Below are 25,244 nucleotides of genomic sequence, written 5' to 3' on the forward strand. Positions count from 1 at the left end.
GGTTTGACGGCTTCCGGCCCAATCCGGTCATTCTTGCGGGATAGGCGTTCCCTGATGAAAAACCATCTGCCAACGGCCCGAACCCAGTTTCCAGATCGAGCTACGCAGAGTTTCAAAGTTTTTAGGCGCTTCGTCTGCAACGCGAATGCTTCGATAAGTCACCAGGACCACGTCGCTTGAGAGCGAGGTGACAGAGAAATCGGCTACCTGCGGCACAATGTTTGATCCCGACGAGCCTTCGCTCGCGAGTGTATCAACCGTGATCTGCTTGTTATAGACCCGACCCGATTTCCCGAATTCAAAAAACTCATCGGCCAGACGGTCTGTGACTTGTTGGGGCGACATCCTTGTATCGGGACGATGGAGGCTAGTTTCCAAGCGGTAGAAAAGATCAGCGTCGGGTTCTGTGAATGACATGAAAGCTCCAACCATCGGTGTGACAGCACGATGATACACAGATACATCGACGGTTCGATGTCCGCCAATGGCGCATGGTGGAAGTCGATCCTAACCCGTCTTCTACGGGCTGAGATGGCGGAGAACGAAATCCGCTCGATCTTCAACCGCTACCTTCGGCAGGATAAATGTTTCATACCCAAGCTCGCGGTACGCGATCACTAGGCGATCGTATTCTGCAATCGCCTCGGCTAGATCGTGTTGCCGCTCCTTTTCGGTCACATAGATCTCTGGCCAAGGGGGCGTCATAAAAACTCTCTCGTGGTAGCGGTCATGTGACGCCAGCAAATTCCGCGCTGGACCGCCTGTCGCATGCTCAAGCGCCACCGCCGCGTCCACCAAACCACGGTCAAAGAAGACCCAGCCGGCTTCGCTGCTCATCCGTCTTCGGTCCTCAGCCGCGAGATTTATCGCCCGTTTGGCGAAAGCCGTAAGGTCGACCCAGGGCAGTCCATGCCCATCGCCGCGTAGCTCCTCATCCACGATCCGGCGGCCAGGCTCCGGTACGACGGCAAATCCCCTTCGGTCCAACTCGGCGAGGAGGGTTGACTTCCCGCCACCTGAGCAGCCTGAAAGCACGATCTGTCGAAAGCTCATGTTATCTCTCGTTCGATATCTGCTCTTGCGGGGTCTTAATAAGCCTGCAAGGCCATCGCCGCTTCTCTCTGTGACGCCTTTTGGCGCATTCTTGCCATCCATATCGCAGCGCCATTTTTCGGAATGGCCAATTGAGCTTGGTCAATGTGCGAGGACAACACCTCTTACTCAGGAACGCTGGTCTCAGCCGGAAAACCTCCTCTGCTCATGTCTGAGGCCCCATACATCGCGCTTAGCCACGGAAATCGTTTAAGTAATGGCGAACGCGCAGGCTGCGCCAATCAGGCGCACCTCGCGCAAACGCGTCATAAGCCCCTGAAAACACACAACCGAACGAAGGCGCACATCGCCTGCTTTTATCTAGCCTTCCTAATCGGTCGACTTTTTGGTGTGCTTTCCATGGCGGCAACCTTTCCTGTTGTTGATTGAAATCCATCATGTTTGACGCTGCAGGACGACATCGATCGCGGCGCAAGTGAACATGGACACGCCGGTAGCCATACCGCACGCGTGTCTCGCAAATCTCCTTGATGCGTCTTTCGAGTGGGGCCCGTCCGCTGCGCCGGGACTTGTAGTGGTAGTTGGGTGTGTCGAACCTCAGGACCTTCCAGGCCGGCCGGATCGATATGCCCCAATTCACCATCCCGTCGATCAGCTGTCGCTGCCGGTCAGGCCTCGGTGCTTTTGGAGGATGACGTCCTGGAGCATCTCGCAGTCCAACGTCAGACAGGCGACGATCTTCTTGAGCCGGGCATTCTCATCTTCCAGAGCCTTCAACCGGCCCATCTCGTCGGGCAACAGACCCGCATACTTCTTGCGCCAATTGAAATACGTCGCCTGGCTGATCCCCGCCTTCCGGCAGATCGCGGCCAAACGGCACGCTGTCGTCGCCCTGCTTCAAATGAACGCTTTCTGAGCGTCCGAAAACCTCGATGCCTTCATGCTTCCGTTCCTGTTCCCAGCGAGGAAATTACCGCGGCAAAATCCAGTTATGAACGGTCCAGGTTTTGGGGATCAGAGCAGGTCGGGCCACATTCGGTCGTGCCAGTGTCGGCTGCCAGAGCCTCGATCCTGGCATGGGCTTTAAGAACGCCTAGGACAGCAGAGGCCGCCTCCTCCCCCTTTTTCACAAAGTGATCGTGGAAGAATTCCCGTTGTGGACCCGCGTCATGGTAATGGTGAGGTGTCAACGAGACAGAGAGGACAGGGACATCCATCTCAAGGCCAACCGTCATCAGGCCTTCGACGACCGTAGCCGCAACGAATTCGTGTCGATAGATTCCTCCATCGACCACAAGGGCTGCACATACAATCGCATCGTATCGGCCTGTCTTTGCCATCTTTCTCGCGGCCAGCGGCAACTCAAACGCGCCTGGTACGTCCACAACGTCGATAGTGTGGCTGGCCATTGCAGATTTGAATCCCAGGAGGGCCTGCTCAACTGTTTCGGCATGCCACGAAGCTTTGATGAACGCTATGCGATATGTGCTGGTATTTCTGGTCTCCATTTTCGTTCTCCTGGCTATGCAACCTGAGGCAGCGTCATGATGCTTCGATTGAAATAAATCAGGGGCATACTCCCTCTTTCACCGCTGGCGATGTGAACGTCGCAAACGAAAATTGTGTGAGTTCCCGATCGTATTGTTTCATGAACGGAGCAGCTGAAGCGTGCGCACGCCCCTTCCAGGGCCGGCTGGCCCAGTTCGTCAACAGTCCATTGACCTATCTCGAACCGCTTCTCCGGCGAGACCTGGCCACCGAAGGCGGCGGCTACGGCCTCCTGACCCTCGGACAGAATGTTCAAACTAAGTCGGCCGTTTTCCAGAACGACCGGGTGCGCGGAGGCCGTCGTATTAACACAAACGAGAAGTCGGGGCGGTTCTTGGCATACGGAACAGGCCGCCGTGACCGTGAGACCACCACGCCCGGCCTTGCCGTCGGTTGTGACGACTTTGACGGCTGCTGCCATCATCGCCATCGCGTCCTTGAAACGGTCCGCGTTTGCGGCACCAATTTTCATATCAATCAACATATGAGTCCCCATCTGGATTGAAGGAAGGATCCGGCAAGCCGGATCCTGATCGTCGGGATGGTTATTCGGCGGCAACCGGTGCAGCATTGGAGAACGCGTTTCGGTATGCGGCACCCGGATGATTGTCGGGAAGCAGCGGGCCCCGTCCGAACAGCTTCTGGCGAAGCGGGCCTTCGTCATAGTCCCGTTGAGCCAAGCCGCGCCCCTGAAGCACCGGCGTCACATGGTCGATGAAATCGAGATAGGTCTCGGGATGAAGCTGGCAGATCATGTTGATGCCATCCACGCCCGCGTCCTGCCACCGCTCGAGCTCATCAGCAATGGTTTCCGGCGTGCCCACGATGCGGCAGTTATAGGAGAGCGCGTTGGCGACTTCCTTCACTGTCGCCTTCTCGCCGTTCGACTTGCCCATTTCTATCATACGCGCATAGCCCTGAAGGCCATCGAGACCGGACTCGTCAACCGGCTTGTCGGGATCAAGATTAGACAGATCGACGCCCATATCGCGGCTCACATGGGCGGCGAGCCCTTCGTAAAGGACCCACTCGTCGATTTCCGCAGCTTTCCGGGCAGCCTCTTCCATGGTGCTGCCGACCACGAATGACAAACCCTGGATAAATTTCAGGTCCTCGGGTCCCCGTCCAACCTGTTCGGCAACCTTTTTTGTACCGGCGATGCCAATACGAGCGCCATTCACATTGGGATAGAGAATGAAGGTGCCCTCAGCGTGCTGCGCAGCAAATTGGCTGCCGCGTTTGGAGGCGCCGGCTTGGTAAAGCATGGGCGTGCGTTGGGGCGATGGCGCCACCAGATGCGGTCCCTGGACCTTGTATCGCTCGCCGACGTGATTGATATGATGCACCTTCGTGTGCTCACTGAACACGCCTCTCTCACGGTCGGCGACCATCGCGCCGGCTTCCCATGATCCTTCGAAGAGCTTGTAGACGACGTCCATATATTCATCCGCCCAGTCGTAGCGCTGGTCGTGCGGAACGATCTTGTCATGTCCGAAATTGCGAGCTGCATTATCGGTCACGCTTGTCACGATGTTCCAGCCAATTCGTCCGCGGCTGATGTGGTCGAGCGTAGAGGCCTTCTTCGCGAAGGCGAAGGGATGTTCGGAAAGGATCGAGCTCGTGAACACCAGGCCGAGGTTCTTTGTTATTCCGGCGAGGGCGGCGCAAAGCGTGAAGGTGTCATTGCAGGGCATGTGGAGCCCCTGTTCGAAATAGGCGTCCCACTTGCCGTCATAGGCCGGATCGATACCAAGGATGTCGGCGAAAAAGATCGCGTCGAACTTTCCCTCTTCGAGTCTTCTGACAAGGTTTGCCCACGTGTCAAAGTCATTGAACTTCGCGAGCTGGCTCCGCGGATGCCGCCATGTGCCGTGATAGATATGCGAGGGCACGTTCATGGTGAAGCAGTTGAAAATCATACGTTTGCGCATCTTGCTGTTCCCTTTGGTTATCGTTGGTCTGGAACCCAAAAGCTATGCGGCACTGCAGCAATCGTCTTGCCTTAAAGAGAACACTGTCTGTTCTGAGCGTGCAAAAAATCGGCTTCTGGCAGATGGTTTTTCGGGAGTGACGGGCAGAAGCGGATTTCCAGGTGCCGTCATGGAGGAGACGACACCAGCTTGGCGTGGATTGGCCTTCCCAAGGTTATCGGTAGCGGAAATTGCGAGGCCAAGATCGGGCCACCGGCATTCGAAACGACGTGGGAACGTGTGTCGCTGTATGTGTGGGCCGTGCGCATGCTTCGTCCTCAAGGCGGAACAGGAGTTTGCAAACGTCATTCCGGAGGCGTTCAGCCCAGAGGCTCAAGAAAATGGCCGAAACGGTCTCTCTTGGAGGCGAGATAGACCGAGTTCGACGCGTTGACCGCGCCAATCAATCCTCGCCGGCGAGAAACCACGATTCCGGCCGCCACCAGCTTCGAAACCTTCGCGGGATTGTTCGTCAGAAGCTCAACTTTCGTCAGCTCGAGATCACGAAGGATGGCCGCAGCCGCTTCAAATTCACGAGCATCGACCGCAAAGCCGAGTTGCTCGTTGGCATCCAATGTATCGAGGCCTGAGTCCTGCAGGGCATATGCGGCGATCTTGTTTGCCAGCCCGATACCTCTTCCTTCGTGGCCGCGCAGATAGACCATACATCCAGATCCGGTTTCTCCGATGATCCTCAGAGCACTGTCCAGTTGTTCGCCGCAGTCGCATCGAAGGGATCCAAAGGCCTCTCCGGTCAGGCATTCGGAGTGCACGCGGACGATTGGTAACTCCTGCCGCTCGGGCTGTCCGCAGACCATTGCGAGATGTTCAATGCCTGAGAAAACGTCACGATAGGCAACCGCTCTGAAGAGGCCGTATCGGGATGGCATTGCGGCTTCAGAGTATCGAACGAGACGTGTCTCCTGTGGAGGGGGCATCCGTATGGTCTCCTGTCCTCGGTTGGTCCATCGGCGTTCGGCACCGGTAACGCCGAACGCCGCAATCCGCCCGACCCGGGCAGGGCGGGCTGTCCGGGTCTTCGCTTTCGTTCCGGGACGTTATTCCGCGGCAACCGCAGTTGCGTTGGAGTATCTCTTGTCCCAGTCGGCGACGGTGCCGATGCTTTCCATCGACTTTTCGAACACGACGGTCTCGTCCTCCATGATCGCACGGGGATTGAACCCTTCGTCGGCGATAACGCCATGGACGCGACGCCGCTGCATTCCCATGTTGCCCCCATCATAGATCGGCAAGACGGAGGCTTCGCGGAGATAGCGCCCGAAGGCGTATTCAGTGCTCAGGCTGTTGACGCCGACGACCTGCATGCATTTGTAGATAACGTCGAACATCGCCTCGGTCGTATTGATCTTGCACATGGCGCCAACAAGTTCGGCATGCTGCTCGTGCTTGTCGAGGTAGTCCGACGTGCGCCAGCAGAAGTAACGGGCCGACTCGATCTTCGCTGCGCAGTCTCCCAGAATGTAACCCACATTCTGGAAGCGGATGATCGGCGTCAGCGAACCTGCTGTATTGTTCTTGCAAAACTTCAGAGCAAGTTCGTAGGCGGAGCGAGCCATCCCGACGGCGGCGATGCCTGCGACCGGGCCGGACCAGGCGAAGTTCCGGTTGATGACGAAGTCGCCATTGCCTTCCGCACCCGGCAGGAGGTTCTCGACGGGTACGCGCGCGTTATTGAAGGTGATTAACGCATTGGATGCGGTACGGTGACCCTCCTTGTTGACAAACTGATAGCTTATGCCGGGCGTGCCGCGCTCTACGACGATCGCGGAAAGACCCTTGGTGCCGCCAGCATCCGGGTCGGTGCGGACGATCACGGTCTGGGCATTGACGCCCTTGGCATCCCACCCGCCTGCCGACGACCATTTCTTTTGGCCATTCAGGACGAAGTGATCGCCATCGCGGACCGCCGTCAGTCCGATACCCGCAGGCCTCGGGAACGGATTGTCGAAGTTGGCGGTGCCGCCCGTGCCGCCCGGCGGCTCACCCGCAGTCCAGCCGCCGAGGAATTCACCCGTCGGATCCGAAGTTGCCGCTCCGATGAAGCGCTTTTTTTGCTCCTCCGTGCCGTACCAGGATACCGGCATCAGGCCGAGGCCGTTGCAAAGGACAGTGCATGCGAAACCGGGATCGATTGCGCAGATTTCCTCGGCGGCAATGGTAAAGTCCAAGCACGACATACCGCCGCCGCCGTATTCCTTCGGCAGCATCGCCATGGCGATGCCAGCCTTGTAAGCCTCGATATAAGCTCCCTTGGTCATGGCATGCGCTACCAGCGGATCGGGTTCGCGATCAGCGTCCGGAACCACCGGCGCAAGGATGTTTTCCGCAAACTCGCGTGCCGTCGCCTGAATTCTTCGCTGTTCAGGTGACATTGTGAAGTCAATTGCCATTGAAGTTCCCCTTATGAACGGCCGTCCGGTATGGCCGGCCTCTGATGCGTCCTTCGTCATGCCGGACGTGGATGCAGGCTTACGGTACTTTTGGCATAAAAAAATGTCAAAACATTTTTATGTTGAAAAAGTAAGCAGTTGTGCTTAAATTCTGATCGAAATGCTTCTCGGGGCAGATGTTGTTAAATGGCTGGTGCGCCTTTATAAAAAGCCGGTGTATCGAAGGGGATTGAATGATGCTCAGCGGAGGAGGGACCCAGCGACGACTGCTCGCACAGCTTCTTGATGTCAAAAACGGTCTTTCGATCGATGATCTGGCACAGCGGCTCGATATCAGTCGGACGGCAGTCAAACAGCATCTTTCTGGGCTTGAGCGGGACGGCTATGTGGCGCGCGGAACCGCGCGCAAGACGGCCGGGCGTCCGGAGCAGACCTTCGTCCTTACTGACGACGGGATCGACGTATTTCCCAAGCAGTATTCGTGGTTTTCCCGGGTGCTTCTGCAAACCCTGAGGTCGCGCATCGGCGAGGCCGATCTCGGGGAATTCATGTTCAATCTCGGCGTCGACATGTCCGCTGCGGCCCTGCCGCGCATCACTGGAAAAACCAGGAGCGAGCGCATTTTAGAGATCGTCCGTATCATGAACGAGACAGGGTTTGTCGCGCAGGCAATCGAGGGTGATGCCGGAAGCCTTGCTCGCATCGCATGCAAGAACTGCGTCTATCATGATCTGGCGAAGGATCATCCAGAAGTCTGTCGATTTGACATCGGCTTTATCAGTGGACTGATGGGGGCGGATGTGGAGCAGGAAGAGTGCATGCAGCGGGATGAAGGACAAGTCTGTCGGTTCCGCTTCATTCCTTATGCCTAGCCAACTCTCGTTAGATCAGTGTCTTATCGAAGGGAGTGGCGGCAAGGTCCATGAAGGCTCGTGGATCGAAGTCATCATGGCGCATCACGGTCCAGATTTTCCGCATTTGCATCCCCATATTGCCAGCGTCGTACAAAGGGAAGACTGCCGCTTCGCGGAGGTAGCGCTCGACAGGGTGTCGGCGATCCAGCGCATTAACGCCCATCACTTTCATCGCACGAAAAACCGCGTCGAACAGCGTTTCTCCACAGAAAACCTTCGCCATAGCGCAGATGGCATGACCATGGCTTTCATTGCTGTCCAAGTAGTGCGCGGCCTTCCAGGCGAAAGCGCGGCACGCTTCGACCTTCATGGCGATGTCCGCAAGCGAATAGCCCACGGCCTGGTGGTTTATGATTGGCGTCGGCCCTCCTCCCGTGTAATTTTTGGACCATTCGAGTACATATTCGTAGGCGGAGCGGGCAACTCCGACAGCTGCGATCGCCGCAACGGGGCCAGACCATGTGAACGCCCGCGAAATCGCCAGGTCGCCCTGTCCGATCGCGAAGGCGTTTTCTTCTGGAACCCGGCAGTCCCTGAACACGATCGAGTTGTTCTGGCAGATGCGGTGGCCCAGCTTCGAGATAGGTTCCTCATACTCAACTCCGGCCGTGCCCCTGGGAATGATGATCGCCGACAGCCCTTCATTCCCGCCAAGCTCCGATGCCGTTCGGACGATACAGACGTTCACATTCGCTCCGGCGAGGTCCCAACCGCCCGCGTTACATGGCCAGTATTTATGCCCATTGAGAACATACTCGCCGTTCGCCCGGTCATGCTTGGCTGTCAGGGATATCCCCGCGGGCCAAGGTGCCGGATTGTCAAAATTTGCGGTGCCCCCAGGCGATCCCGCAGCTTCGCTGACAGTCCATGCGGCAAGATACTCGCCGCGAGGATCACCCGTCGCAGGCACAAGCCATCTCTGCTTCTGCTCCTCGGAGCCGAACCACACAAGCGGCATCAGGGCAAGACCGTTGACGAGCAGGATCGTGGCAAAACCTGGGTCTACGGCGCAGATTTCTTCAGCGACCACCTGAAGGTCGAGGTTGCTGATTCCGCCTCCTCCGTACTGCTTGGGAATAAAGCCGGTTGCAAAGCCAAGCTTGTATGATTCAATGTAGGCGCCCTTGACCTCCTGAAAGGCCCGTTGCGGGTCCGGTTCTTCGTCGGCCTTCCTAATCCGCGGTGCGAGGATATCGTTCGCAAACTCCCGCGCAATGGATTGCAGGCGCTTCTGGTTGACGGAGAGCGTGAAGTCTATGGCCATGAAGGTCTCCAGAGTTCTTGCTCAAGATAATGCAATCCCCGTGCCAGGACATCGAAGTCCGCATCCCCGAGCGGCCCGTGGAATGCGACAGAGGACGCTTCGCCAGCCGATTGGCATGCAAATTGCCTATCTCTTCCCGAAACGGGAACGTCGGAGGCGACAGTATGGCATCCTGGAATGCAAGCGAATTGCCCGAGCGGGACCGCTTCCCCTATTGGAAGGAAGTTCTGTGCGAAGCCTATATTGCACTGAACCCCACCCTTGAGGGTGAACGACCCTTCCGTGGAGAGGTTCGGGCACACCTTCTCGATTCGATCAACGTGACCACAATCTCTTCGAGCAGGCAGAAAGTCCATCGCCGGCGTCTGGAAATCAGCCGCATGCCGCAAGAAGTCTACTTTCTCAATTTCCAGATGAAGGGGCAGTGTCGGATGATGCAGGGCGGCAGAGAAGCGCTGCTGGAGCCAGGCGATTTTTCGCTGGTGGATTCAACCCAACCTTATCTCAATGACTACTGCAGTGATGATTGGACTCAGTACTCCTTCCGTATTCCGAGAGCTTTGCTCAAACCTCTGCTGAGGCAACCCGACAAGCAGACGGCCATCAAGATTACGAACGCGAATCCGATCGCATCCGTCGCCGGGGATTATTTGAAGTCCATAGCGCGGAACGTGGAACAAATCGAAACCGCTGCAACCCCAATAGCGAACCACATTGTCGAACTGGTCGCTATGGCTGCCGGAGTTTCCGTAGGCGCAGAAGACCGTGCTCGCGGGGCGCTGAGGGCGCAGCTTTCGCGATCTCTTGTCCGGTTCATCGGTGCAAACGCCGCGGATCCTGAACTGACGCCCGCCAAGGCAGCTCAGCACTTCAGAATATCCGTCCGATACGTGCACCTTCTCCTTGAGGAAAGCGGTGAGACTTTCAGCCGCCTGCTGCTCAGGCGTCGTTTGGAGCGATGTGCCGACGATCTCCGTGCCGAGGCTGTCGGCTCGATCGGTGAGATAGCCTTTCGTTGGGGATTCAACGATCTCTCGCATTTCAGCAGAACTTTCAGGGGCCATTTCGGAGTGGCTCCCCGGGACTACAGGAGCCGGTAAGTTGCGCGCGCAGGTTCGCGCTAACATAGCGCCTGCGAGGCTTCCCCCAGGCTCTTGGCCCGCATGACGCGCGCCACCCGCTTCTGATTGAAGAGGTGACCACCTGACGCCGTGCGGCGCCATAGGAACGAAGCTTGTTGGTGACGAATCGCTTGGGGGTAAGCCTCCGGTGGAGGACGAGGGTTGTCCTGCTTGTGCTTTCAGTCCTAGCGCCTCTCAACTCCATGGAAGCAGTTGGGTCTCAACCGTTGTGTCACGAACGACTCGCGAACGACCAGCGAGGCTCGCTGACGGCACGCAATCCCATTTTCTGGCCACGCCTCGTTAATCGGGTTTAAGCCTCTTCGTCGTAGAGCACTTGAATGAACCCACATGTGTCACTCAGTGCCGCGGATATTGTTTTCCCCGTGATCATGACCGTTCTTTTGGGCGTTCAGCTATGGCGGCGCGGCCATTTTCGACACGAGCTGCTAGGTAAAATTGGACTAACAGCGGTCATCCTGGCGATGGTCGGGGTATCCTTTGCGAACCTCTTCTATCAAGGCGTTCTGCAGGTGAGAGCTTGGCCAACGGTCGGTTTATTCGACCAAGTCGTGGTGACACCTGCTGGGGATGTATACGCGAAGATCAAAGACCCCATCCTGGGGCGGGCATATCGGGTGCAACGCTGTAGTTGCCGCGGGGAGTTCATGGCAGCCTTTCAACCGGACAACCAAGGTGGATTGTTCAAGATTGGTGCCAATTCCGACGACACGCTGAGCATCTACAGCGTCAGAAACGACTCGATTGACACCTTTGCAGGCGACGGCACCTTTCTCCATAGGCGCGTAGTGGACAGCGAAGGCATGCCGTTCAATTTCCTCAATTCTGGCCCGTCAGTGACGAGAGCCAATAACTGCGAATTCGTTATGGACCCAGTTTCCGGTCAGCCAGCAGTCAAAAACACCGCTGGCGTGTGGCCGCTGGAAAGCGGCGATTGGATGCTTGAACACGCGCTTAGCCGTCAGAACATCATAGGCGCTGCGGCTCTTGGGATTCTGTTTCTGGTGATTTCCCATGTCAGAAGGCGCAACCGGATGAAAAACCGCCCCCTATATGGGAGCGGCGGGGCCCTTATTCTGGAACGGGTTGCGCGGCCTGCCTTCAAATCTCTACAGTCAGCAAATGTCGGTCTCGGTCAAAACCTGCCCGACCATGACGAATCCGTTGGCACACATTGTGTGTCAGATGGCGCTCGCCAGGCGGTCCTCGATATAGGCCTGCAGCAAGGTCTGCGACACCGGCCCCGGCTTGCCGTCGCCCACCGGTTGACCGTCTATGCGGGTGACCGGCATGACGAAATTGGTGGCCGAGGTGATGAAGACTTCGGCCGCATCCTTTGCTTCCGCCGGCGTGAAACCGCGTTCCTCGACGGTCAGACCGGCGCGCCTGGCCAGATCCAGCACCGAGCCGCGGGTAATGCCATGCAAAAGGGCATTGGAGAGATCGCGGGTGACCAGCGTTCCAGCCTTGGTGACGATATGGGCGTTCGAGGAGCTGGCCTCGGTGATAAAACCATTCTCGACGAAGAAGGCGTCGTCGGCGCCCTGTTTCTGGGCCTCCATCTTGGCCAGCGACGAATAGAGCAGCTGCACCGTCTTGATCTGGCGTTGCTCCCATCGGCCTTCCAGCATGGTGATGACCGAAATGCCCTTGCCCCATTTCGGGTTGCCGAGCACCGGGCGGCTCTGGGTGAACATCACGAAGGTCGGGATCAGGTCATTGGTGAACAGGAAGTCGCGATCCTGGGCGCCGCGCGAGATCTGCAGATAGATCAGGCCGTCGGTCATGCCGTTCCGGGCAAGGATTTCGCGGTGCAGGGCCAGCATGTCCTCGTCGGAAACGGGGGCGGCAATGTTCAGCGAGGCCAGCGAGCGCTTCAGGCGGCCGGCATGGCCGGCATAGTCGATCAGCTTTCCACCGATCACGGCGGTGACCTCGTAAATGGCATCGGCAAACATGAAGCCGCGGTCAAAGACCGAAACCTTGGCCTCCGTTTCCGGCAACCATTGGCCGTTGAGATAGACAGTACGGGTCATGATGGGCAGTTCTCCCGAAGAGTTGGCACGACGCCCGCAGGCGCGCTTCTTGGCATATCGTGCGGATGAGTCCATAGCGTCAACTTATAGAAATATAAGAAGCCGTTGTAAATTGCATTTGCATCCAATGGCTTAGCTGTTCAGCTTGGCAACCCTCCCCCACGTTTCATCGACGCCCGACAGTTTGTTGTGCATAAAAAATAGACCTGCTCGTTCAGCGGCGAAAAAAGCGCCATAGCCTCTGGCCTATTGGGAATACGTCCTGTATACCGAAAATGCAAATGCCAATTTTCGCATGGCCGCCGCTCCCAAGGGCTGGCCGCAGAATGATAAAAGAGGGGTTACCGCACCATGAAGAACATGCTCCGTGCCGGCCTGGCCGTGCTTCTCGCCAGCCTCGCCGCACCCGCTGTCGCAGAAACGGCCTGGGATATGTCGGTCGTATGGCCGCCCGGCAATTTCCACACCAAGAATGCCATGAAATTTGCCGAAACGGTCAAGGACGTCACCAAGGGCGAAGTGGTCATCACCGTGCATTCCGGTGGCGCGCTTGGCATCAAGGGGCCTGAGGGCATGGCAGCGGTTCGCGACGGCATCGTGCCGGTCGCCGACATCCTGATGAGCCAGCAGGTCGGCGAAGCGCCGGTGCTGGGCATCGAAACCCTGCCCTATCTGGCGCCGACCATGCCGGATCTGGCGCTGCTGCACAAATTCTTCCGCCCGAAGATCGAGGAGGTCGCCACCTCGATGAACCAGAAGCTGCTCTACATGGTGCCATGGCCGGGCCAGGCAGTCTATTCGCCGAACAAGATCGAGACGATCGAAGACCTGAAGGGCCTGACGATCCGCGTTGTCGACGCCAATGGCCACAACTTCTTCAATGCGCTGGGTGCAGCACCCGTCCAGATGCCATGGGGTGAGGTTGTACCCTCGCTGGCGGCCGGCACGATCAAGGGCGTGACGACCTCGTCCTCATCGGGCGTCGACGGCGCGTTCTGGGAATTCACCAAGAACATGAGCACCTTCAACTGGCAGGCATCGAGCAACATCGTCACCGTCAACCTGGACGCCTGGAACGCCCTGTCGCCGGAAAACCAGAAGGCGATCGAAGCCGCCTCCAAGACGCTTGAAGGCGAGTTCTGGCTGGTCAGCCGCGCCGAAGATGACGCCAAGCTGGCCATCCTGAAAGACAAGGGCATTGACGTCTCCGCGCCGTCGCCGGAGTTGAAGGCCGCCCTGATCGAACGGGCAAAGCCGCTCTGGGAGGAGTTCAAGACCCGCGTTCCGGACGCCGCTCCCTATATCGACGCCTATCTGAAGGCCCAGAACTGACGCCATCGTCCGACATTCGTCGTCACCGATCCCAAGCGGTGACGACGACCCCTTGTCAGCGCCTTCCGGAGAATGGCCATGGATCCCAGCCCATCCCAACGCTTTTCACGCGTGATCGACCCGATCGATGCCTTGACGTCGCTTGGCAACGGTCTTGCAGCCCTCTGCCTGCTTGGCATTTTCGCGCTGATTGCCGGAGAAATCCTGCTGCGCAACATTCTCGGCTTTTCCTTGAGCTTTTCCTGGGACGTTGCTGCCTATCTGATGGGGGCCTGCTTCATGCTCGCAGGCGCCAGCGCCCTGAAATCCGGCAGCCATGTCCGGGTGACGGCGATCGCCGAAATGCTTCCCCTTCGCGGCGCCCGCTGGATTGAGATGGCCGCCTGCCTGATCGGCCTTGCCATTTCCATCGCTCTTTGCCACGCCCTGATCGAAATGGCGTTTCTCTCCTATCAGCGCGGCTCGACCTCCGCATCGGTGATCCGCACCCCGCTGATCTGGCCGCAAGCCGTGATCGCGCTCGGCGCCGTGCTCCTCTGCCTGCAGATGCTGGCGCAATGCCTGAGATTGCTGCGCGGTGAAGCACTGACCACCGGACCGGGACTGGAATAGACCATGGGAAAGATTTCACTCAGCCTTCTCGGCCTGATGACCCTGATTCTCGGCACCGGCGTCTGGATCGGCCTCGGCCTGATCGGCACTGCCGCCGGCCTGCTGATGCTCTACCGGCCCAATCTGCCGTTTTCAAAACTGCTGGCCCAGCAGACCTGGAACACCCTGGTCTCGCCGGAAATGCTGGCGCTGCCGCTGTTCATCTTCATGGCCGACCTGCTGTTCCGCACCAAGATCTCCGAGGCGCTGTTTTCGGGCCTCGCCCCCTGGCTGCGGCGCGTGCCCGGACGACTCAGCCATATCACGGTGCTCGGCTGCACGCTGTTTGCCTCGGTCTGCGGCTCGTCTGCGGCCACCACGGCCACCGTCGGCCGGATCACCGCGAAGGAGCTGATCTCGCGCGGCTATGACCGCGATCTGGTCACCGGCAGCCTGGCTGGCGCCGGCACGCTCGGCTTTTTGATCCCACCCTCGACCATCATGATCATCTACGGCGTGATGGCTGAGGAATCCATCCTTCGGCTGTTCATGGCCGGCATCCTGCCAGGTCTCCTGATGGCGGCCGCCTATATGGGCTATATCGGCATCCGCGCCTATCTGAAGCCGTCACTTGTCGGCGTCACCCCGCCCTCGACGACACTGCGCGAAAAGCTCGTGGCACTGAAGGATCTGGGCCCCCTGCTAATGCTGATCATCGGCGTCGTCGGCTCGATGTATGGCGGCTTCGCCTCGCCCACCGAGGCGGCCGCGGTCGGGGTCGGCGGCTCCATGCTGATCGGCTTCTGGCAGAGGACGCTCAACCTGCAGCGCCTGATGGAAGCCGCCCGTCAGGCGGCCGACAGCTGCGCCATGATCGGCCTGATCATGGTCGGTGCCATGTTCCTCTCCACCACGATCGGCTATCTCGGCATGCCGGCCTATATCGCCGGAATGATCGAAGGCTGGGGTCTGTCGCCCTTCGCGCTGATCGTCGTGCTGCTGATCTTCTACATCATTCTCGGCACGGTCATGGAAGGGCTCGGCTGCATCGTCATGACCCTGCCGATCACGCTTCCCCTGGTCATGGCGGCGGGCTATAGCAAGGTCTGGTTCGGGATCTTCATCGTGATCGTAGTGGAAATGGCGCAGATTTCACCGCCGGTCGGCTTCAACCTGACCGTCATCCAGCGGCTGACCGGCGACAGCATGGCGCGCATCACCCGGGCCACGATGCCGTTCTTCTTCATCATGGCGGGCTTCGTGATCCTGATTGCGCTGTTTCCGGGCATTGTCATGCTGGTGCCTGATATGATGAGCAGGCCGTAAGGTGCCATGGGCTTGGGGGAGGCTATGACCATGCGAATTCTGCCCTGCGGCGACAGGGCGCTCTGCGTCGAGCTGTCCGACAAGATCGATGAGGCGGTGAATGCCCGTATCATCGATCTGGCGGCAGCGCTTTCGGCTGATCCGATCAGCGGCATCGAGGAAACGGTGCCGACCTATCGTTCCTTGATGGTGCTCTACGATCCGGCGATCATCCGCGGCAAGGATCTGTCCCTGCGGCTTGAAGAGCGCCTGTCCGCCCTGCAGCCCGGCCACACCTCCGGCCGGCTGTTTTCGGTGCCGGTGCGCTATGGCGGACCGGTCGGCCTCGATCTCGACGATCTGGCCGCGATGAAGGACATGAGCGTGGACGGCTTGATCGCGCTGCATGCCTCGGTGGACTACCGGGTCTACATGATCGGCTTTGCACCGGGTTTTGCCTATCTCGGCGGCCTGCCGGATGCCCTGCACACGCCGCGTCTGGCGGTGCCACGCCAGCATGTCGCCGCCGGCGCGATCGGCATCGGCGGCAAGCAGGCCAATATCAATTCGGTGGCGGGTCCCAGCGGCTGGCGTTTTCTCGGCCAGACGCCGGTGCGCCTGTTCGATCCGTCCCGAGACCAAGCCTTCCTGCTGAAGGCCGGCGACCGGGTCCGGTTCCGGCCGATCGACGCTGCGGAAGAGGCCGATCTGGCGGCGCAGATTGCCGCCGGCGCGCCAGGTCTTGAGGAGATCGCGGCATGAGTGGGTTCCTGACAATCCTGCGGCCCGGCATGATGATGACGGTGCAGGATGCCGGCCGCTTCGGTCTGCTGCATCAGGGCGTCTCCGCCAGCGGCGCCATGGACCCGGACGCCTACCGGATCGCCAATGCCCTGGTCAGCAACGATGCGGGTTCCGCCGTGCTCGAATTCGCCATCATGGGCGGGGCGCTCAGCGTCAGCCGCGATTGCCGGATCGCGATCACCGGCGGCGCCTGCGACATCCGCATCGGCGACCGGGTTCTGCCGGGTTGGGAAAGCCATTGGCTGAAGGCCGGCGAAATTTTGACCATCGGCGCTTTGCGCGATGCCACCTGGGGCTATGTCGCCGTGTCGGGCGGCATTGACACCGCACCGGTGCTCGGCAGCCGATCCACCCACCTGCGCACGGCACTCGGCGGCCACCAGGGCCGGCTGTTGGCGGCAGACGACGCTTTGCCGCTCGGGCGCGAACCGGAGCGCGACTGCCTGTGTCTTGGTCGGCCGTTTCGCCGGGCCATCGGACCGATCCGCGTGGTGGCAGGGCCGCAGGACGACTATTTTTCGAAAGAGATCTGGCAGCGTCTTCTGACCGAAAGCTTCTCCGTCGGCACGATGCGCGACCGCATGGCAGCGATGCTGGATGGACCGTCGCTGCCGGCGATCCGGGGCCACGATATCGTCTCGGATGGAACGCTGGCCGGCTCGCTACAGGTGCCGTCGAGCGGCCGGCCGATCGTGCTGATGGCCGACCGGCAGACGACCGGCGGCTACCCGAAGATTGCCACCATCATCTCCGCCGATCTCGGCCGCTTCGCGCAGATGCCCTCAGGCCGGGCTTTCCGGTTTCGCGCCGTCTCCGCAGAACAGGCGGAAGATGTCGGTTTGCGAGCCGCCCGCGAGCTTTCGGATGTGATCGCGACGCTGATCCCGGCCGAAACGGATGTCGAGACGGCGATGGAGGAGATGGCATCATGACCCAGCCCCTGGCCCGCCAGGCCCGCGAGCGCATCGTCGAGATGATCCTGTCGGGGGATCTGTCGGCGGGCGATACGCTGTCGGAAGACAAGCTTGGCAAGCTGCTCGACATGTCGCGCACCCCCGTGCGTGAAGCGATGAAGCATCTGGAAGCCGAAGGGCTTGCCGCCCGCGACGGACGCTTTCTCAAGGTTCGCCACATCGGGGCCGATGAGGTCCGCGAGATCTTCTTCCTGCGCGACACGCTGGAAAGCTATGGCGCCCGACAGGCCGTCCGGCTGTCGCCGGCGGTGCTCGGCGCCATGCGGGCGCGGGTCGAGGCGGTGATGGCAGCCGGACCGGGCGAAGAGCAATGGCGGGTCGATGACGATTTCCATCGCATGATCGCCTCGGCCAGCGGCAACCCGCTGCTGGTCTCCACCGTCGAGGCGCTGCGCCTGCGAACCTGCATCTTCGACCATGGCCGGATCCCCGAGCGCTTCCTGAAGGGCTGCCACGAACATCTGGCGATCCTCGCGGCTTTGTCCGCCGGCCAGGCCGAGGAGGCTGCAAGCCGGATGTCCTACCACATTCTCCAGGCACGCGACGCCGTGCTGATCCATCTTCAAAACCGCATGGGGCTCCCGAAGTCATGAAATGCCTGATCCTACAGCCCGTCCATGCCGATGGGCTAGCCCTGCTTGAGGAAGCCGGGATTACGCCGGTGATCTGCCCGGACCCGTCGCTGGACACGGTGCAGAAACTCGTGCCCGGCTGCGTGGCGGCGATCACCCGCGATATCGGCTTCCCGGCCGCCTATTTCGAGAAAGCCGACGCGCTGAAGGTCATTGTCGTGCATGGGGCCGGCCATGATGCCGTCGACAAGCAGGCGGCCCTCGCACATGGCGTGCTGGTCTGCAATTCACCGGGCTTCAACGCACGATCGGTGTCGGAACTGGCGCTGGGCCTCAGCCTTTCGGCAGCCCGGCTGATCCCGGCCGCCGATCGCGACGAGCGGGCCGGTCACCACGGGTTCCGCGAGCGCGAGCGCTTCAGCGAATTGTCCGGCAAGACGGCGCTGATCATCGGCTTCGGCGCCACGGGTGCCGGCCTTGCCCATATGCTGAAGGCCGCACTCGGCATGCGGGTGATGGTCTATTCGCCGCGGGCGCCGGACCTCAACGGCTTCGAGCGCGTCGCCACCCTGGCCGAAGGCCTTGCCCAGGCCGACCTGATTTCGCTGCACACCCCGATGCGGCCGGAAACCCGGCATCTGATCAACGCCGAAACGCTGAGGCTGACCAAGCCGGGTGCGATCCTGATCAATACGGCGCGCGCCGGGCTTGTCGACGAGGCAGCGCTCGCAGCGGCGATCGATGAGGGCCGCATCGCCGCCGCCGGTCTCGACGTCTATAGCCATGACGCCCCGCAGGGACCGCTTGGCGCGTCCAGCCGCGTCATCTTCACCCCGCATCTGGGCGGTGCAACGCTGGAAGCCCTGAAGCGCACGGCGGTCGGCTCTGCCCGCAACGTGCTGACGGCGCTCGCCGGCCAGACACCGGCCACTGCGCTCAATGCGCCGATCGGGGCCTTTGCTGCCCGCGACGAAAGGAAAGTGTCATGATCGAAGCGATGATCGCCGATATCATCGAGCGCGTGAACCGGCTGAGCCTGCCTGGCCCCGGCTTCACCCGCCCATCCTACAGCCCGCTGGAAACGCAAGCCCATGCCATCATCGCCGAGAAGGCGGAAGCGCTTGGCATGACCGTGACGCGGGATGCCGGCTCCAATCTCTTCGCCCGCCTTCCCGGCCGCGACCGGGCAGCCCCTGCCCTCTATATCGGCTCCCATCTCGATACCGTCGCCATGGGCGGCGCCTATGACGGGGTGGCCGGCGTGGCCGGCGCAATGGCGCTGGCGGCGCATTTCGTCAACAGTGGCGAAACCCCGCCGGTCGATCTGGTCGTCACCGTCACACGGGCCGAGGAAAGCGTCTGGTTTCCGGTGTCCTATATCGGCTCGCGCGCCGCACTCGGCCGGCTGACGGCGCCGGAGATGGAGGCATGCCGCATCGATAGCGGCCAGACGCTCGCCCATCACATGCGTCTTGAGGGCGGCGACCCGGACGCAGTGCTGAGAGGTCCGGGACTGACGAGCGCCCGTTTTATCGAGATCCATATCGAGCAGGGGCCGGTGCTGCTGAAGGCGGACGAGCCCTTTGCGCTTGTCAGCGGTGTGCGCGGCGGGCTGCGCTATCGCCAGGCGGGCATCGACGGTATCTGGGCCCATTCGGGCGGCGCGCCGCGCAGCGAGCGGGCGGACGCGGTCTTTGCCTTCGCCGATCTGGTGACCGCGCTCGATCGCCTTTGGGGGGAGATGCTGGAGAGCGGACACGATTGCGCCGTCACGTTCGGCAGGGTCGATGCAGCCAGCGACGAGCATGCCTTTGCCAAGGTGCCGGGCCGGCTGGAATTCTGTGTCGACATCAGATCCGGCGACGATGCCGTGCTCGACCGGATGGATGCGGCCCTGAAAGCCGAGATCGCAGCGATCGAAGCAAAGCGCGGCGTGCGCTTTCGGCTGGGGGCACAGTCGCGCAGCAAGCCGAGCGCCCTGTCCGCGTCGCTGAACGACCGGATCCTCGCCGGTGCCGGGGCGCTCGACCTGTCGCCGCGCATCATGCTGTCTGGCGGCGGCCATGATGCGGCAGCCTTTGCGGCGGCCGGCTGGGACTCCACCATGCTGTTCATCCGCAACTGGAACGGCAGCCACAATCCCGACGAGGGCATGGACGAGAAGGACCTGGCGCTGGCCGTGCGGGCGCTGGCGGAAACCTTTGCCGACCGGCAGGGCCGGCCATGACGGACACCATAGACGGCACGCCCCGCATCGAGGTCAACGAGAAGGATACGCTGGCCGACCGGATCTACCACGATATCAAGCGGCGCATCCTGGAAGGCGGCATCGCCAGCGGCGAGAGCCTCAGCGAAAACCAGCTGGCGGCGGAAGCCGGCGCCTCGCGCACGCCGCTGAGGGTCGCGCTGGCGCGTCTTGAGCAAGAGGGCGTGATTGCCCGGCTTGCCAATGGCACCCTGGCGGTCCAGCCCGTCACCGTGGAGCAATTGCTCAACATCGTGCAGTTGCGCCGTCTTCTGGAGGGGGCCGCTGCCGCCCGTGCGGCGGAGATGGCGCGCAGCACCGGTCTGCACCCGGCGCTGGCTGCCGTCAAAGAGGTGACCGAGACCTATGCCAATGGCAAAGCCACCGCCTTTGACGAGTTCTGGAAGCATGACGATGCCTTTCATACCGCCGTCGCCCATGCCGCCGGCCTGACGCTCTGGCCAGCCATGCTGTCGGAACTGCGCGAGACGGCACGGCGCTGCACCATTACCCGGACCCATGACCGCTTCACCGAGCAGGCCAAGGAGCACCTGGCCGTCATCGCCGCCATTGAAGCCGGCGACGCGCACAGTGCGCGCGCTGCGATGGAAACTCATTTCGCCAGCGTGCGAACCCGGTTCCTCGATTGGCTGGCCAGGCCATGACGAAGGCCAGAACCGGAACAAGGACAATCGGACGGGAGACCAGACGTGCATGAACTGACCTATCTTCGCGGGACCGAGGCGGCCTTTCCCGCAGAAGAATTTGCCAAGCGCGAGGTGCAGGCGCGCCAGCGTATCAAGGACGCCGGACATGAGGCGCTTGTCGTCACGGGGCCGGAGAATATCTACTGGCTGACCGGGCGCCAGACCGCCGGCTATTTTGCCTTTCAGGCCTTGATTCTGCCCGTCGAAGGCGCGCCGGTGCTACTGGTCCGACAGCTGGAATTGCCCGGCGCCATCGCCAATACCTGGCTGACCGACATCGTCGCCTATCAGGATGGTGAAAACCCGGCACAGGTCCTGGCGTCCACCCTGGTGAGGCTTGGCATCGCCCGGCCGGCTATCGAGAAAGCCGGCTGGTTCGTCTCACCCAATCTAATGGCCGAGATCGAGACGGCCATCGGCGCCGGTATGCTCTCCGACGGATCCACGCTGGTGGCGCCGCTGAGGATGCTGAAATCGACGGCCGAGCTCGACATGATCCGGCTGGCTGCCGGCTATGCGCAGGCCGGGCTTAAGGCCGGCCTTGCCACCTGCCGCAGCGGCGCGTCCGAAAACGAGGTCGCAGCCGCAATGTTGGCGGCATCCGTCTCTGCCGGGTCGGAAACCTTCGGCATGGAGCCGCTGGTCTCGTCGGGCCCGCGCAGCGGCTTGCCGCACATGACCTGGCGCCGTCGGCTGATGGAGGATGGCGATGCCGTCTTCCTGGAAATGGCCGGCAGCCATGCCCGGTACCATTCGGCGCTGATGCGCACGGCGTTTATCGGACCGGTCCCGGACGAGGTCAGCGCCATGATGGAGTGTGCGTTGAAGGCGCTGGATGCCGCCCTTGCCGAGATCCGTCCGGGCGCCTCCTGCGCCATGCCGCACGAGGCCGCCCAGACGGTGATCGATGCGGCCGGCTATACCAACGCCTTCCGCAAGCGCATCGGCTATTCCATGGGGGTCGCCTTTGCGCCGGACTGGGGCGAAGGCGGCATGCTCAGCCTGTTTACCGGCACCGATGTGCTGCTTGAGCCCGGCATGGTCTTTCACCTGCCCGCGACGCTGCGCGCCTTCGGGCGCTTTACCGTCGGCGCGTCCGAAACCGTGATCGTCACGGATCACGGCTGCGACATTCTCTCCACCCTTCCCCGCGGCATCACCGTGTGCTGAAACAGCAAAACATCCAAGGAGCTTCCATGCGTTCTCTCTTCCATCTCGCCTATCACATCACCGATCTCGACGAGGCGCGCGCATTCTACGGCGGCGTGCTCGGTTGCACTGAGGGCCGTTCGACCGACACCTGGGTCGATTTCGACTTTTTCGGACACCAGATCTCGCTGCATCTCGGCAAGCCGTTTGAAGTCACCCGTACCGGCAAGGTCGGCGACCACATGGTGATGATGCCGCATCTCGGTGTCGTCCTGCCGCTCGAAGACTGGCTGGCCCTGTCGGACCGGCTGGTCAAGGCCGGCATCGCCTTCGACATTCCGCCGGTCATCCGCTTTGCCGGCGAACCGGGCGAACAGCGCACGATGTTCTTCTTCGACCCTTCCGGCAATCCGATCGAGGTCAAGGGCTTCAAGGACTTCGACAGCGTTTTCGCGCACTGATCAAAAGAACAAAAGGGAAGATACCGGCATGCTGCCACCCATCGCGCTCGTGACCCGTATGGACGAAACCTCGGAGCAGGACTGGCTCGATCGTCTGGCCAAGGCCATGCCGGGCGAGACGATCCGTCCGTTCCGGGATCTGACGCCCGAAGAGCGGCGGCTTGCCGAGATCGCCATTGTCGCCAATCCCGACCCGGCCGATGTGGCGGCCCTGCCCTGCCTGTCGTGGATCCACAGCCTGTGGGCCGGCGTCGAGCGGCTGGTCGCCGAACTTGGCGGCCTGGCACCGCCGATCGTCCGGCTTGTCGATCCGGAATTGTCGCGGGTGATGGCCGAAGCCGTACTGGCCTGGACCTATTACATCCACCGGGACATGCCCGCCTATCGCAAAAGCCAGCAGAACCGGCTGTGGCAGCCGCTCGACTACCGTCATCCGCGCGATGTCACGGTCGGCCTGCTGGGACTTGGTGCTCTGGGAACAGCCGCGGCAGGCCGCCTGACCGGCGCCGGCTTCAAGGTCTGCGGCTGGAGCCGCTCGCCGAAGGTGCTGGAGAGGGTCGAGACCGTCTGCGGCGACGATGGCCTGCGGCATGTGCTGGCAACGAGCGATATCATCGTCTGCCTGGTGCCGCTGACATCGGACACCCGCGGCCTGCTGAATACAGAGCGACTGGCTGTAATCAAGCCCGGCGCATCGATCATCAATTTCGCCCGCGGCGCCGTCATCACTAGCGACGCCCTGCTGGCCGCACTCGACAGCGGCCGGATCGCCCATGCGGTGCTGGATGTCTTCGAGCAGGAGCCCCTGCCCGCGGATGCCCGTTTCTGGGGCCACGACAGGGTCACCGTGCTGCCCCATATCTCGGCACCGACGACGCCGGAAACGGCCTGCGCCATCGTGGCCGCCAATGTGCATGCCTGGCGGGATCGCGGCGTGATGCCGGTAACCGTCGATCGCGATCGGGGATACTGAGTTGGTATAAGCAGAACGTATAATTCAACTCGAATTATAATAGGCAATTATATTGCACTGCGACATGACCCATGAAACGATGATCCCATAACAAGGCCGTAAAGGCCGACCTCACCACCAGCAGGAGAACATCATGAACCGCTTTTTCAAGTCCGGCATTGCCGGGCTGGCGCTTTGCTGCGCCTTGTCGCCGGCTTTCGCCGAGGGTACGATCAAGACCGCGCTCGACGGCACATTTGCGCCGCATGCCATGCCGACGCTCGACGGCAAGGTCGAGGGTTTCAATGTCGATCTCGTCAACCTGATCGGCGAACGCCTCGGCAAGACGGTTGACCTGACGTCTGCGCAGTTTTCCGGACTGATCCCGGCGCTGCAGGCCAAGACCTACGATTTTCTGGCAGCGCCGGTGACCGTCAATGCCGAACGCTCGGCGAACCTGCTCTTCACCGAAGGCTTCATGGACACCAATTTCGGCTTCGTCGTGCCGGCCGGTGCCCCGGACTATGCCTCGCTTGAGGATCTGAAGGGCAAGACCATCGCCGTCAACAAGGGGTCTGCCTATGACAGCTTCCTGCGCGGCAAGGAAGCCGAATACGGCTGGAAGATCGAGAGCTACGGCACCAATACCGATGCCGTCGCCGCCGTTCTGGCCGGCCGCGCCGATGCGAACCTCGCCGGTGCCACCGTGGCCGCCTGGGCGGTCAAGCAGAACCCGCAGCTGAAGCTATCTTATGAATATCCGACTGGCCTGGTCTGGGGGCTTGCCTTCCGCAAGGATGACGTCGAAGGCCGCAACCTGGTCGACAAGGCGATCGAATGCCTGAAGACCGATGGCTCGATGGCCAAGCTGTCGGAAAAATGGTTCGGCGTGACGCCCGTTGCCGGCACGACCATCGTCACGCCCACCAAGGGCTACGGCGTTCCGGGCTTCGACGGCTATGTCGAAGACGACCATGCACCGTCCTGCGCGCTGAAATAATCTGTTGCCGATCCGGCGCGGCCCCGTCGCGCCGGACCGATCTGAGCCTGCCCGGAGTTCGTGCCCATGTCCCATCATCCCATGCTTGAGATCGTCGCGCTGGAAAAGCGCTTCGGCACGAACACGATCCTCAAGGATATCAATCTGAGGGTCGCCGAAGGGGAACTGGTCTTCGTGATCGGCCCGTCCGGGTCCGGCAAGAGCACCATGCTGCGCTGCTGCAATCGGCTGGAAGAACCGTCCGGCGGCGACATCATCGTCAACGGCCGCAACATCATGAGCGGCACCGCCGCCGATCTCAACCGCATGCGCCTTCAGGTCGGCATGGTGTTCCAGGGCTTCCACCTCTATCCGCACATGACCGTTCTCGACAATGTCACGCTTGCCCAGCGCAAGGCCCTGAAGCGGTCCCGCGGGGATGCGGATACACGGGCGATGGACATGCTCGACAGCGTCGGCCTCGCCTACAAGGCCAAGGCCTATCCGTCCGAGCTGTCCGGCGGCCAGCAGCAGCGCGTGGCCATCGCCCGTGCGCTAGCACTCGATCCCAAGGTCATGCTGTTCGACGAGCCGACCTCGGCGCTTGACCCGGAACTGGTCGGCTCGGTGCTGAAGGTGATGAAGGACCTGCGCGACAAGGGCATGACCATGCTGGTGGTCAGCCACGAAATGGGCTTTGCCCGCGAGACCGCCGACCGCGTCGTCTTCATGGATGGCGGCGTGATTATCGAGGAAGGCACCCCGGACGAGATTTTTGGCGCGCCGAAGGCCGAGCGGACCCGTGCCTTCCTGTCACGTGTCAAGAACTGAGGCG

The 25,244-nt window shown here is 61.1% G+C and carries 24 protein-coding genes and 2 pseudogenes; 16 read left to right on the forward strand and 10 right to left on the reverse strand.

Annotation, left to right across the window (positions count from 1 at the left end):
* Positions 1 to 27 precede the first annotated feature (27 nt).
* The 8 genes and pseudogenes from HGO38_RS26700 to HGO38_RS26735 all read right to left on the reverse strand — a co-directional run bounded on the left by HGO38_RS26700 (position 28) and on the right by HGO38_RS26735 (position 6,982).
* Positions 28 to 417 (reverse strand): nuclear transport factor 2 family protein, encoded by a 390-nt coding sequence (locus HGO38_RS26700; protein WP_250958852.1) that lies wholly within the window; start codon positions 415 to 417, stop codon positions 28 to 30.
* Between the two features lie 102 nt (positions 418 to 519).
* On the reverse strand, positions 520 to 1,053 hold the full coding sequence (locus HGO38_RS26705; RefSeq protein ID WP_250958853.1) for an AAA family ATPase: 534 nt from the start codon (positions 1,051 to 1,053) through the stop codon (positions 520 to 522).
* 463 nt (positions 1,054 to 1,516) lie between these two features.
* Positions 1,517 to 1,995 (reverse strand): annotated as a pseudogene (locus HGO38_RS26710) (transposase); the annotation flags it as partial.
* Between the two features lie 116 nt (positions 1,996 to 2,111).
* A pseudogene (locus HGO38_RS26715) lies at positions 2,112 to 2,561 on the reverse strand (6,7-dimethyl-8-ribityllumazine synthase); the annotation flags it as partial.
* 14 nt (positions 2,562 to 2,575) lie between these two features.
* Positions 2,576 to 3,085, reverse strand: a complete 510-nt coding sequence (locus HGO38_RS26720; protein WP_250958855.1) for a flavin reductase family protein — start codon at positions 3,083 to 3,085, stop codon at positions 2,576 to 2,578.
* A 61-nt stretch (positions 3,086 to 3,146) separates the two neighbouring features.
* Complete coding sequence (locus HGO38_RS26725) at positions 3,147 to 4,532, reverse strand: NtaA/DmoA family FMN-dependent monooxygenase (protein WP_250958856.1); 1,386 nt, start codon at positions 4,530 to 4,532, stop codon at positions 3,147 to 3,149.
* A gap of 359 nt (positions 4,533 to 4,891) precedes the next feature.
* A complete protein-coding gene (gene ribA, locus HGO38_RS26730) occupies positions 4,892 to 5,509 on the reverse strand; it encodes a GTP cyclohydrolase II (RefSeq protein WP_284739573.1) in 618 nt (205 codons plus the stop codon).
* 120 nt (positions 5,510 to 5,629) lie between these two features.
* Positions 5,630 to 6,982, reverse strand: coding sequence for an acyl-CoA dehydrogenase family protein (locus HGO38_RS26735; RefSeq protein WP_250958857.1), 1,353 nt, complete (start codon positions 6,980 to 6,982; stop codon positions 5,630 to 5,632).
* Positions 6,983 to 7,215: 233 nt separating this feature from the next.
* Here HGO38_RS26735 and HGO38_RS26740 point away from each other — a divergent pair, with 233 nt between their 5' ends.
* The gene (locus HGO38_RS26740; RefSeq protein ID WP_250958858.1) at positions 7,216 to 7,854 is read left to right on the forward strand and encodes a helix-turn-helix transcriptional regulator; all 639 of its coding nucleotides are present in this window, start codon (positions 7,216 to 7,218) and stop codon (positions 7,852 to 7,854) included.
* 10 nt (positions 7,855 to 7,864) lie between these two features.
* On the opposite strand, the gene HGO38_RS26745 is transcribed toward HGO38_RS26740, so the two are convergent.
* On the reverse strand, positions 7,865 to 9,160 hold the full coding sequence (locus HGO38_RS26745) for an acyl-CoA dehydrogenase family protein (RefSeq protein ID WP_250958859.1): 1,296 nt from the start codon (positions 9,158 to 9,160) through the stop codon (positions 7,865 to 7,867).
* Positions 9,161 to 9,324: 164 nt separating this feature from the next.
* On the opposite strand from HGO38_RS26745, the gene HGO38_RS26750 reads away from it, so the two are divergent.
* The gene (locus HGO38_RS26750) at positions 9,325 to 10,260 is read left to right on the forward strand and encodes an AraC-like ligand-binding domain-containing protein (protein ID WP_250958860.1); all 936 of its coding nucleotides are present in this window, start codon (positions 9,325 to 9,327) and stop codon (positions 10,258 to 10,260) included.
* A gap of 1,223 nt (positions 10,261 to 11,483) precedes the next feature.
* Here the strand turns inward: HGO38_RS26750 and HGO38_RS26755 are convergent.
* Positions 11,484 to 12,338 carry a D-amino-acid transaminase gene (locus HGO38_RS26755; RefSeq protein ID WP_250958861.1) on the reverse strand — a complete coding sequence of 285 codons (855 nt, stop codon included), beginning with the start codon at positions 12,336 to 12,338 and terminating at the stop codon, positions 11,484 to 11,486.
* A 351-nt stretch (positions 12,339 to 12,689) separates the two neighbouring features.
* Here HGO38_RS26755 and HGO38_RS26760 point away from each other — a divergent pair, with 351 nt between their 5' ends.
* The 14 genes from HGO38_RS26760 to HGO38_RS26825 all read left to right on the forward strand — a co-directional run bounded on the left by HGO38_RS26760 (position 12,690) and on the right by HGO38_RS26825 (position 25,240).
* Positions 12,690 to 13,670 carry a TRAP transporter substrate-binding protein gene (locus tag HGO38_RS26760; protein ID WP_250958862.1) on the forward strand — a complete coding sequence of 327 codons (981 nt, stop codon included), beginning with the start codon at positions 12,690 to 12,692 and terminating at the stop codon, positions 13,668 to 13,670.
* A gap of 78 nt (positions 13,671 to 13,748) precedes the next feature.
* Entirely contained in the window at positions 13,749 to 14,282 is a 534-nt protein-coding gene (locus tag HGO38_RS26765) for a TRAP transporter small permease subunit (protein ID WP_250958863.1), read from the forward strand.
* Positions 14,283 to 14,285: 3 nt separating this feature from the next.
* The gene (locus HGO38_RS26770; RefSeq protein WP_250958864.1) at positions 14,286 to 15,587 is read left to right on the forward strand and encodes a TRAP transporter large permease; all 1,302 of its coding nucleotides are present in this window, start codon (positions 14,286 to 14,288) and stop codon (positions 15,585 to 15,587) included.
* Positions 15,588 to 15,611: 24 nt separating this feature from the next.
* Entirely contained in the window at positions 15,612 to 16,328 is a 717-nt protein-coding gene (gene pxpB, locus HGO38_RS26775; RefSeq protein WP_250958865.1) for a 5-oxoprolinase subunit PxpB, read from the forward strand.
* A complete protein-coding gene (locus HGO38_RS26780) occupies positions 16,325 to 17,302 on the forward strand; it encodes a 5-oxoprolinase subunit C family protein (protein ID WP_250958866.1) in 978 nt (325 codons plus the stop codon). Before pxpB ends, HGO38_RS26780 begins: the two co-directional genes overlap by 4 nt.
* A complete protein-coding gene (locus HGO38_RS26785) occupies positions 17,299 to 17,937 on the forward strand; it encodes a GntR family transcriptional regulator (protein ID WP_250958867.1) in 639 nt (212 codons plus the stop codon). Before HGO38_RS26780 ends, HGO38_RS26785 begins: the two co-directional genes overlap by 4 nt.
* Complete coding sequence (locus HGO38_RS26790; protein ID WP_250958868.1) at positions 17,934 to 18,905, forward strand: NAD(P)-dependent oxidoreductase; 972 nt, start codon at positions 17,934 to 17,936, stop codon at positions 18,903 to 18,905. Before HGO38_RS26785 ends, HGO38_RS26790 begins: the two co-directional genes overlap by 4 nt.
* On the forward strand, positions 18,902 to 20,143 hold the full coding sequence (locus HGO38_RS26795; protein WP_250958869.1) for a hydantoinase/carbamoylase family amidase: 1,242 nt from the start codon (positions 18,902 to 18,904) through the stop codon (positions 20,141 to 20,143). Before HGO38_RS26790 ends, HGO38_RS26795 begins: the two co-directional genes overlap by 4 nt.
* Complete coding sequence (locus HGO38_RS26800) at positions 20,140 to 20,826, forward strand: GntR family transcriptional regulator (protein WP_250958870.1); 687 nt, start codon at positions 20,140 to 20,142, stop codon at positions 20,824 to 20,826. Before HGO38_RS26795 ends, HGO38_RS26800 begins: the two co-directional genes overlap by 4 nt.
* Before the next feature lie 45 nt (positions 20,827 to 20,871).
* A complete protein-coding gene (locus HGO38_RS26805; protein ID WP_250958871.1) occupies positions 20,872 to 22,038 on the forward strand; it encodes a M24 family metallopeptidase in 1,167 nt (388 codons plus the stop codon).
* Positions 22,039 to 22,064: 26 nt separating this feature from the next.
* Positions 22,065 to 22,478 (forward strand): VOC family protein, encoded by a 414-nt coding sequence (locus HGO38_RS26810; RefSeq protein ID WP_250958872.1) that lies wholly within the window; start codon positions 22,065 to 22,067, stop codon positions 22,476 to 22,478.
* Positions 22,479 to 22,506: 28 nt separating this feature from the next.
* Positions 22,507 to 23,451 carry a 2-hydroxyacid dehydrogenase gene (locus HGO38_RS26815; RefSeq protein ID WP_250958873.1) on the forward strand — a complete coding sequence of 315 codons (945 nt, stop codon included), beginning with the start codon at positions 22,507 to 22,509 and terminating at the stop codon, positions 23,449 to 23,451.
* 133 nt (positions 23,452 to 23,584) lie between these two features.
* The gene (locus HGO38_RS26820; RefSeq protein ID WP_250958874.1) at positions 23,585 to 24,430 is read left to right on the forward strand and encodes a transporter substrate-binding domain-containing protein; all 846 of its coding nucleotides are present in this window, start codon (positions 23,585 to 23,587) and stop codon (positions 24,428 to 24,430) included.
* 66 nt (positions 24,431 to 24,496) lie between these two features.
* Positions 24,497 to 25,240: an amino acid ABC transporter ATP-binding protein gene (locus HGO38_RS26825; protein ID WP_284739574.1), complete on the forward strand. Its 744-nt coding sequence runs from the start codon at positions 24,497 to 24,499 to the stop codon at positions 25,238 to 25,240.
* Positions 25,241 to 25,244 lie beyond the last annotated feature (4 nt).

The organism is Rhizobium sp. CG5 (genome assembly GCF_023701945.1).
Taxonomy (GTDB): domain Bacteria; phylum Pseudomonadota; class Alphaproteobacteria; order Rhizobiales; family Rhizobiaceae; genus Allorhizobium.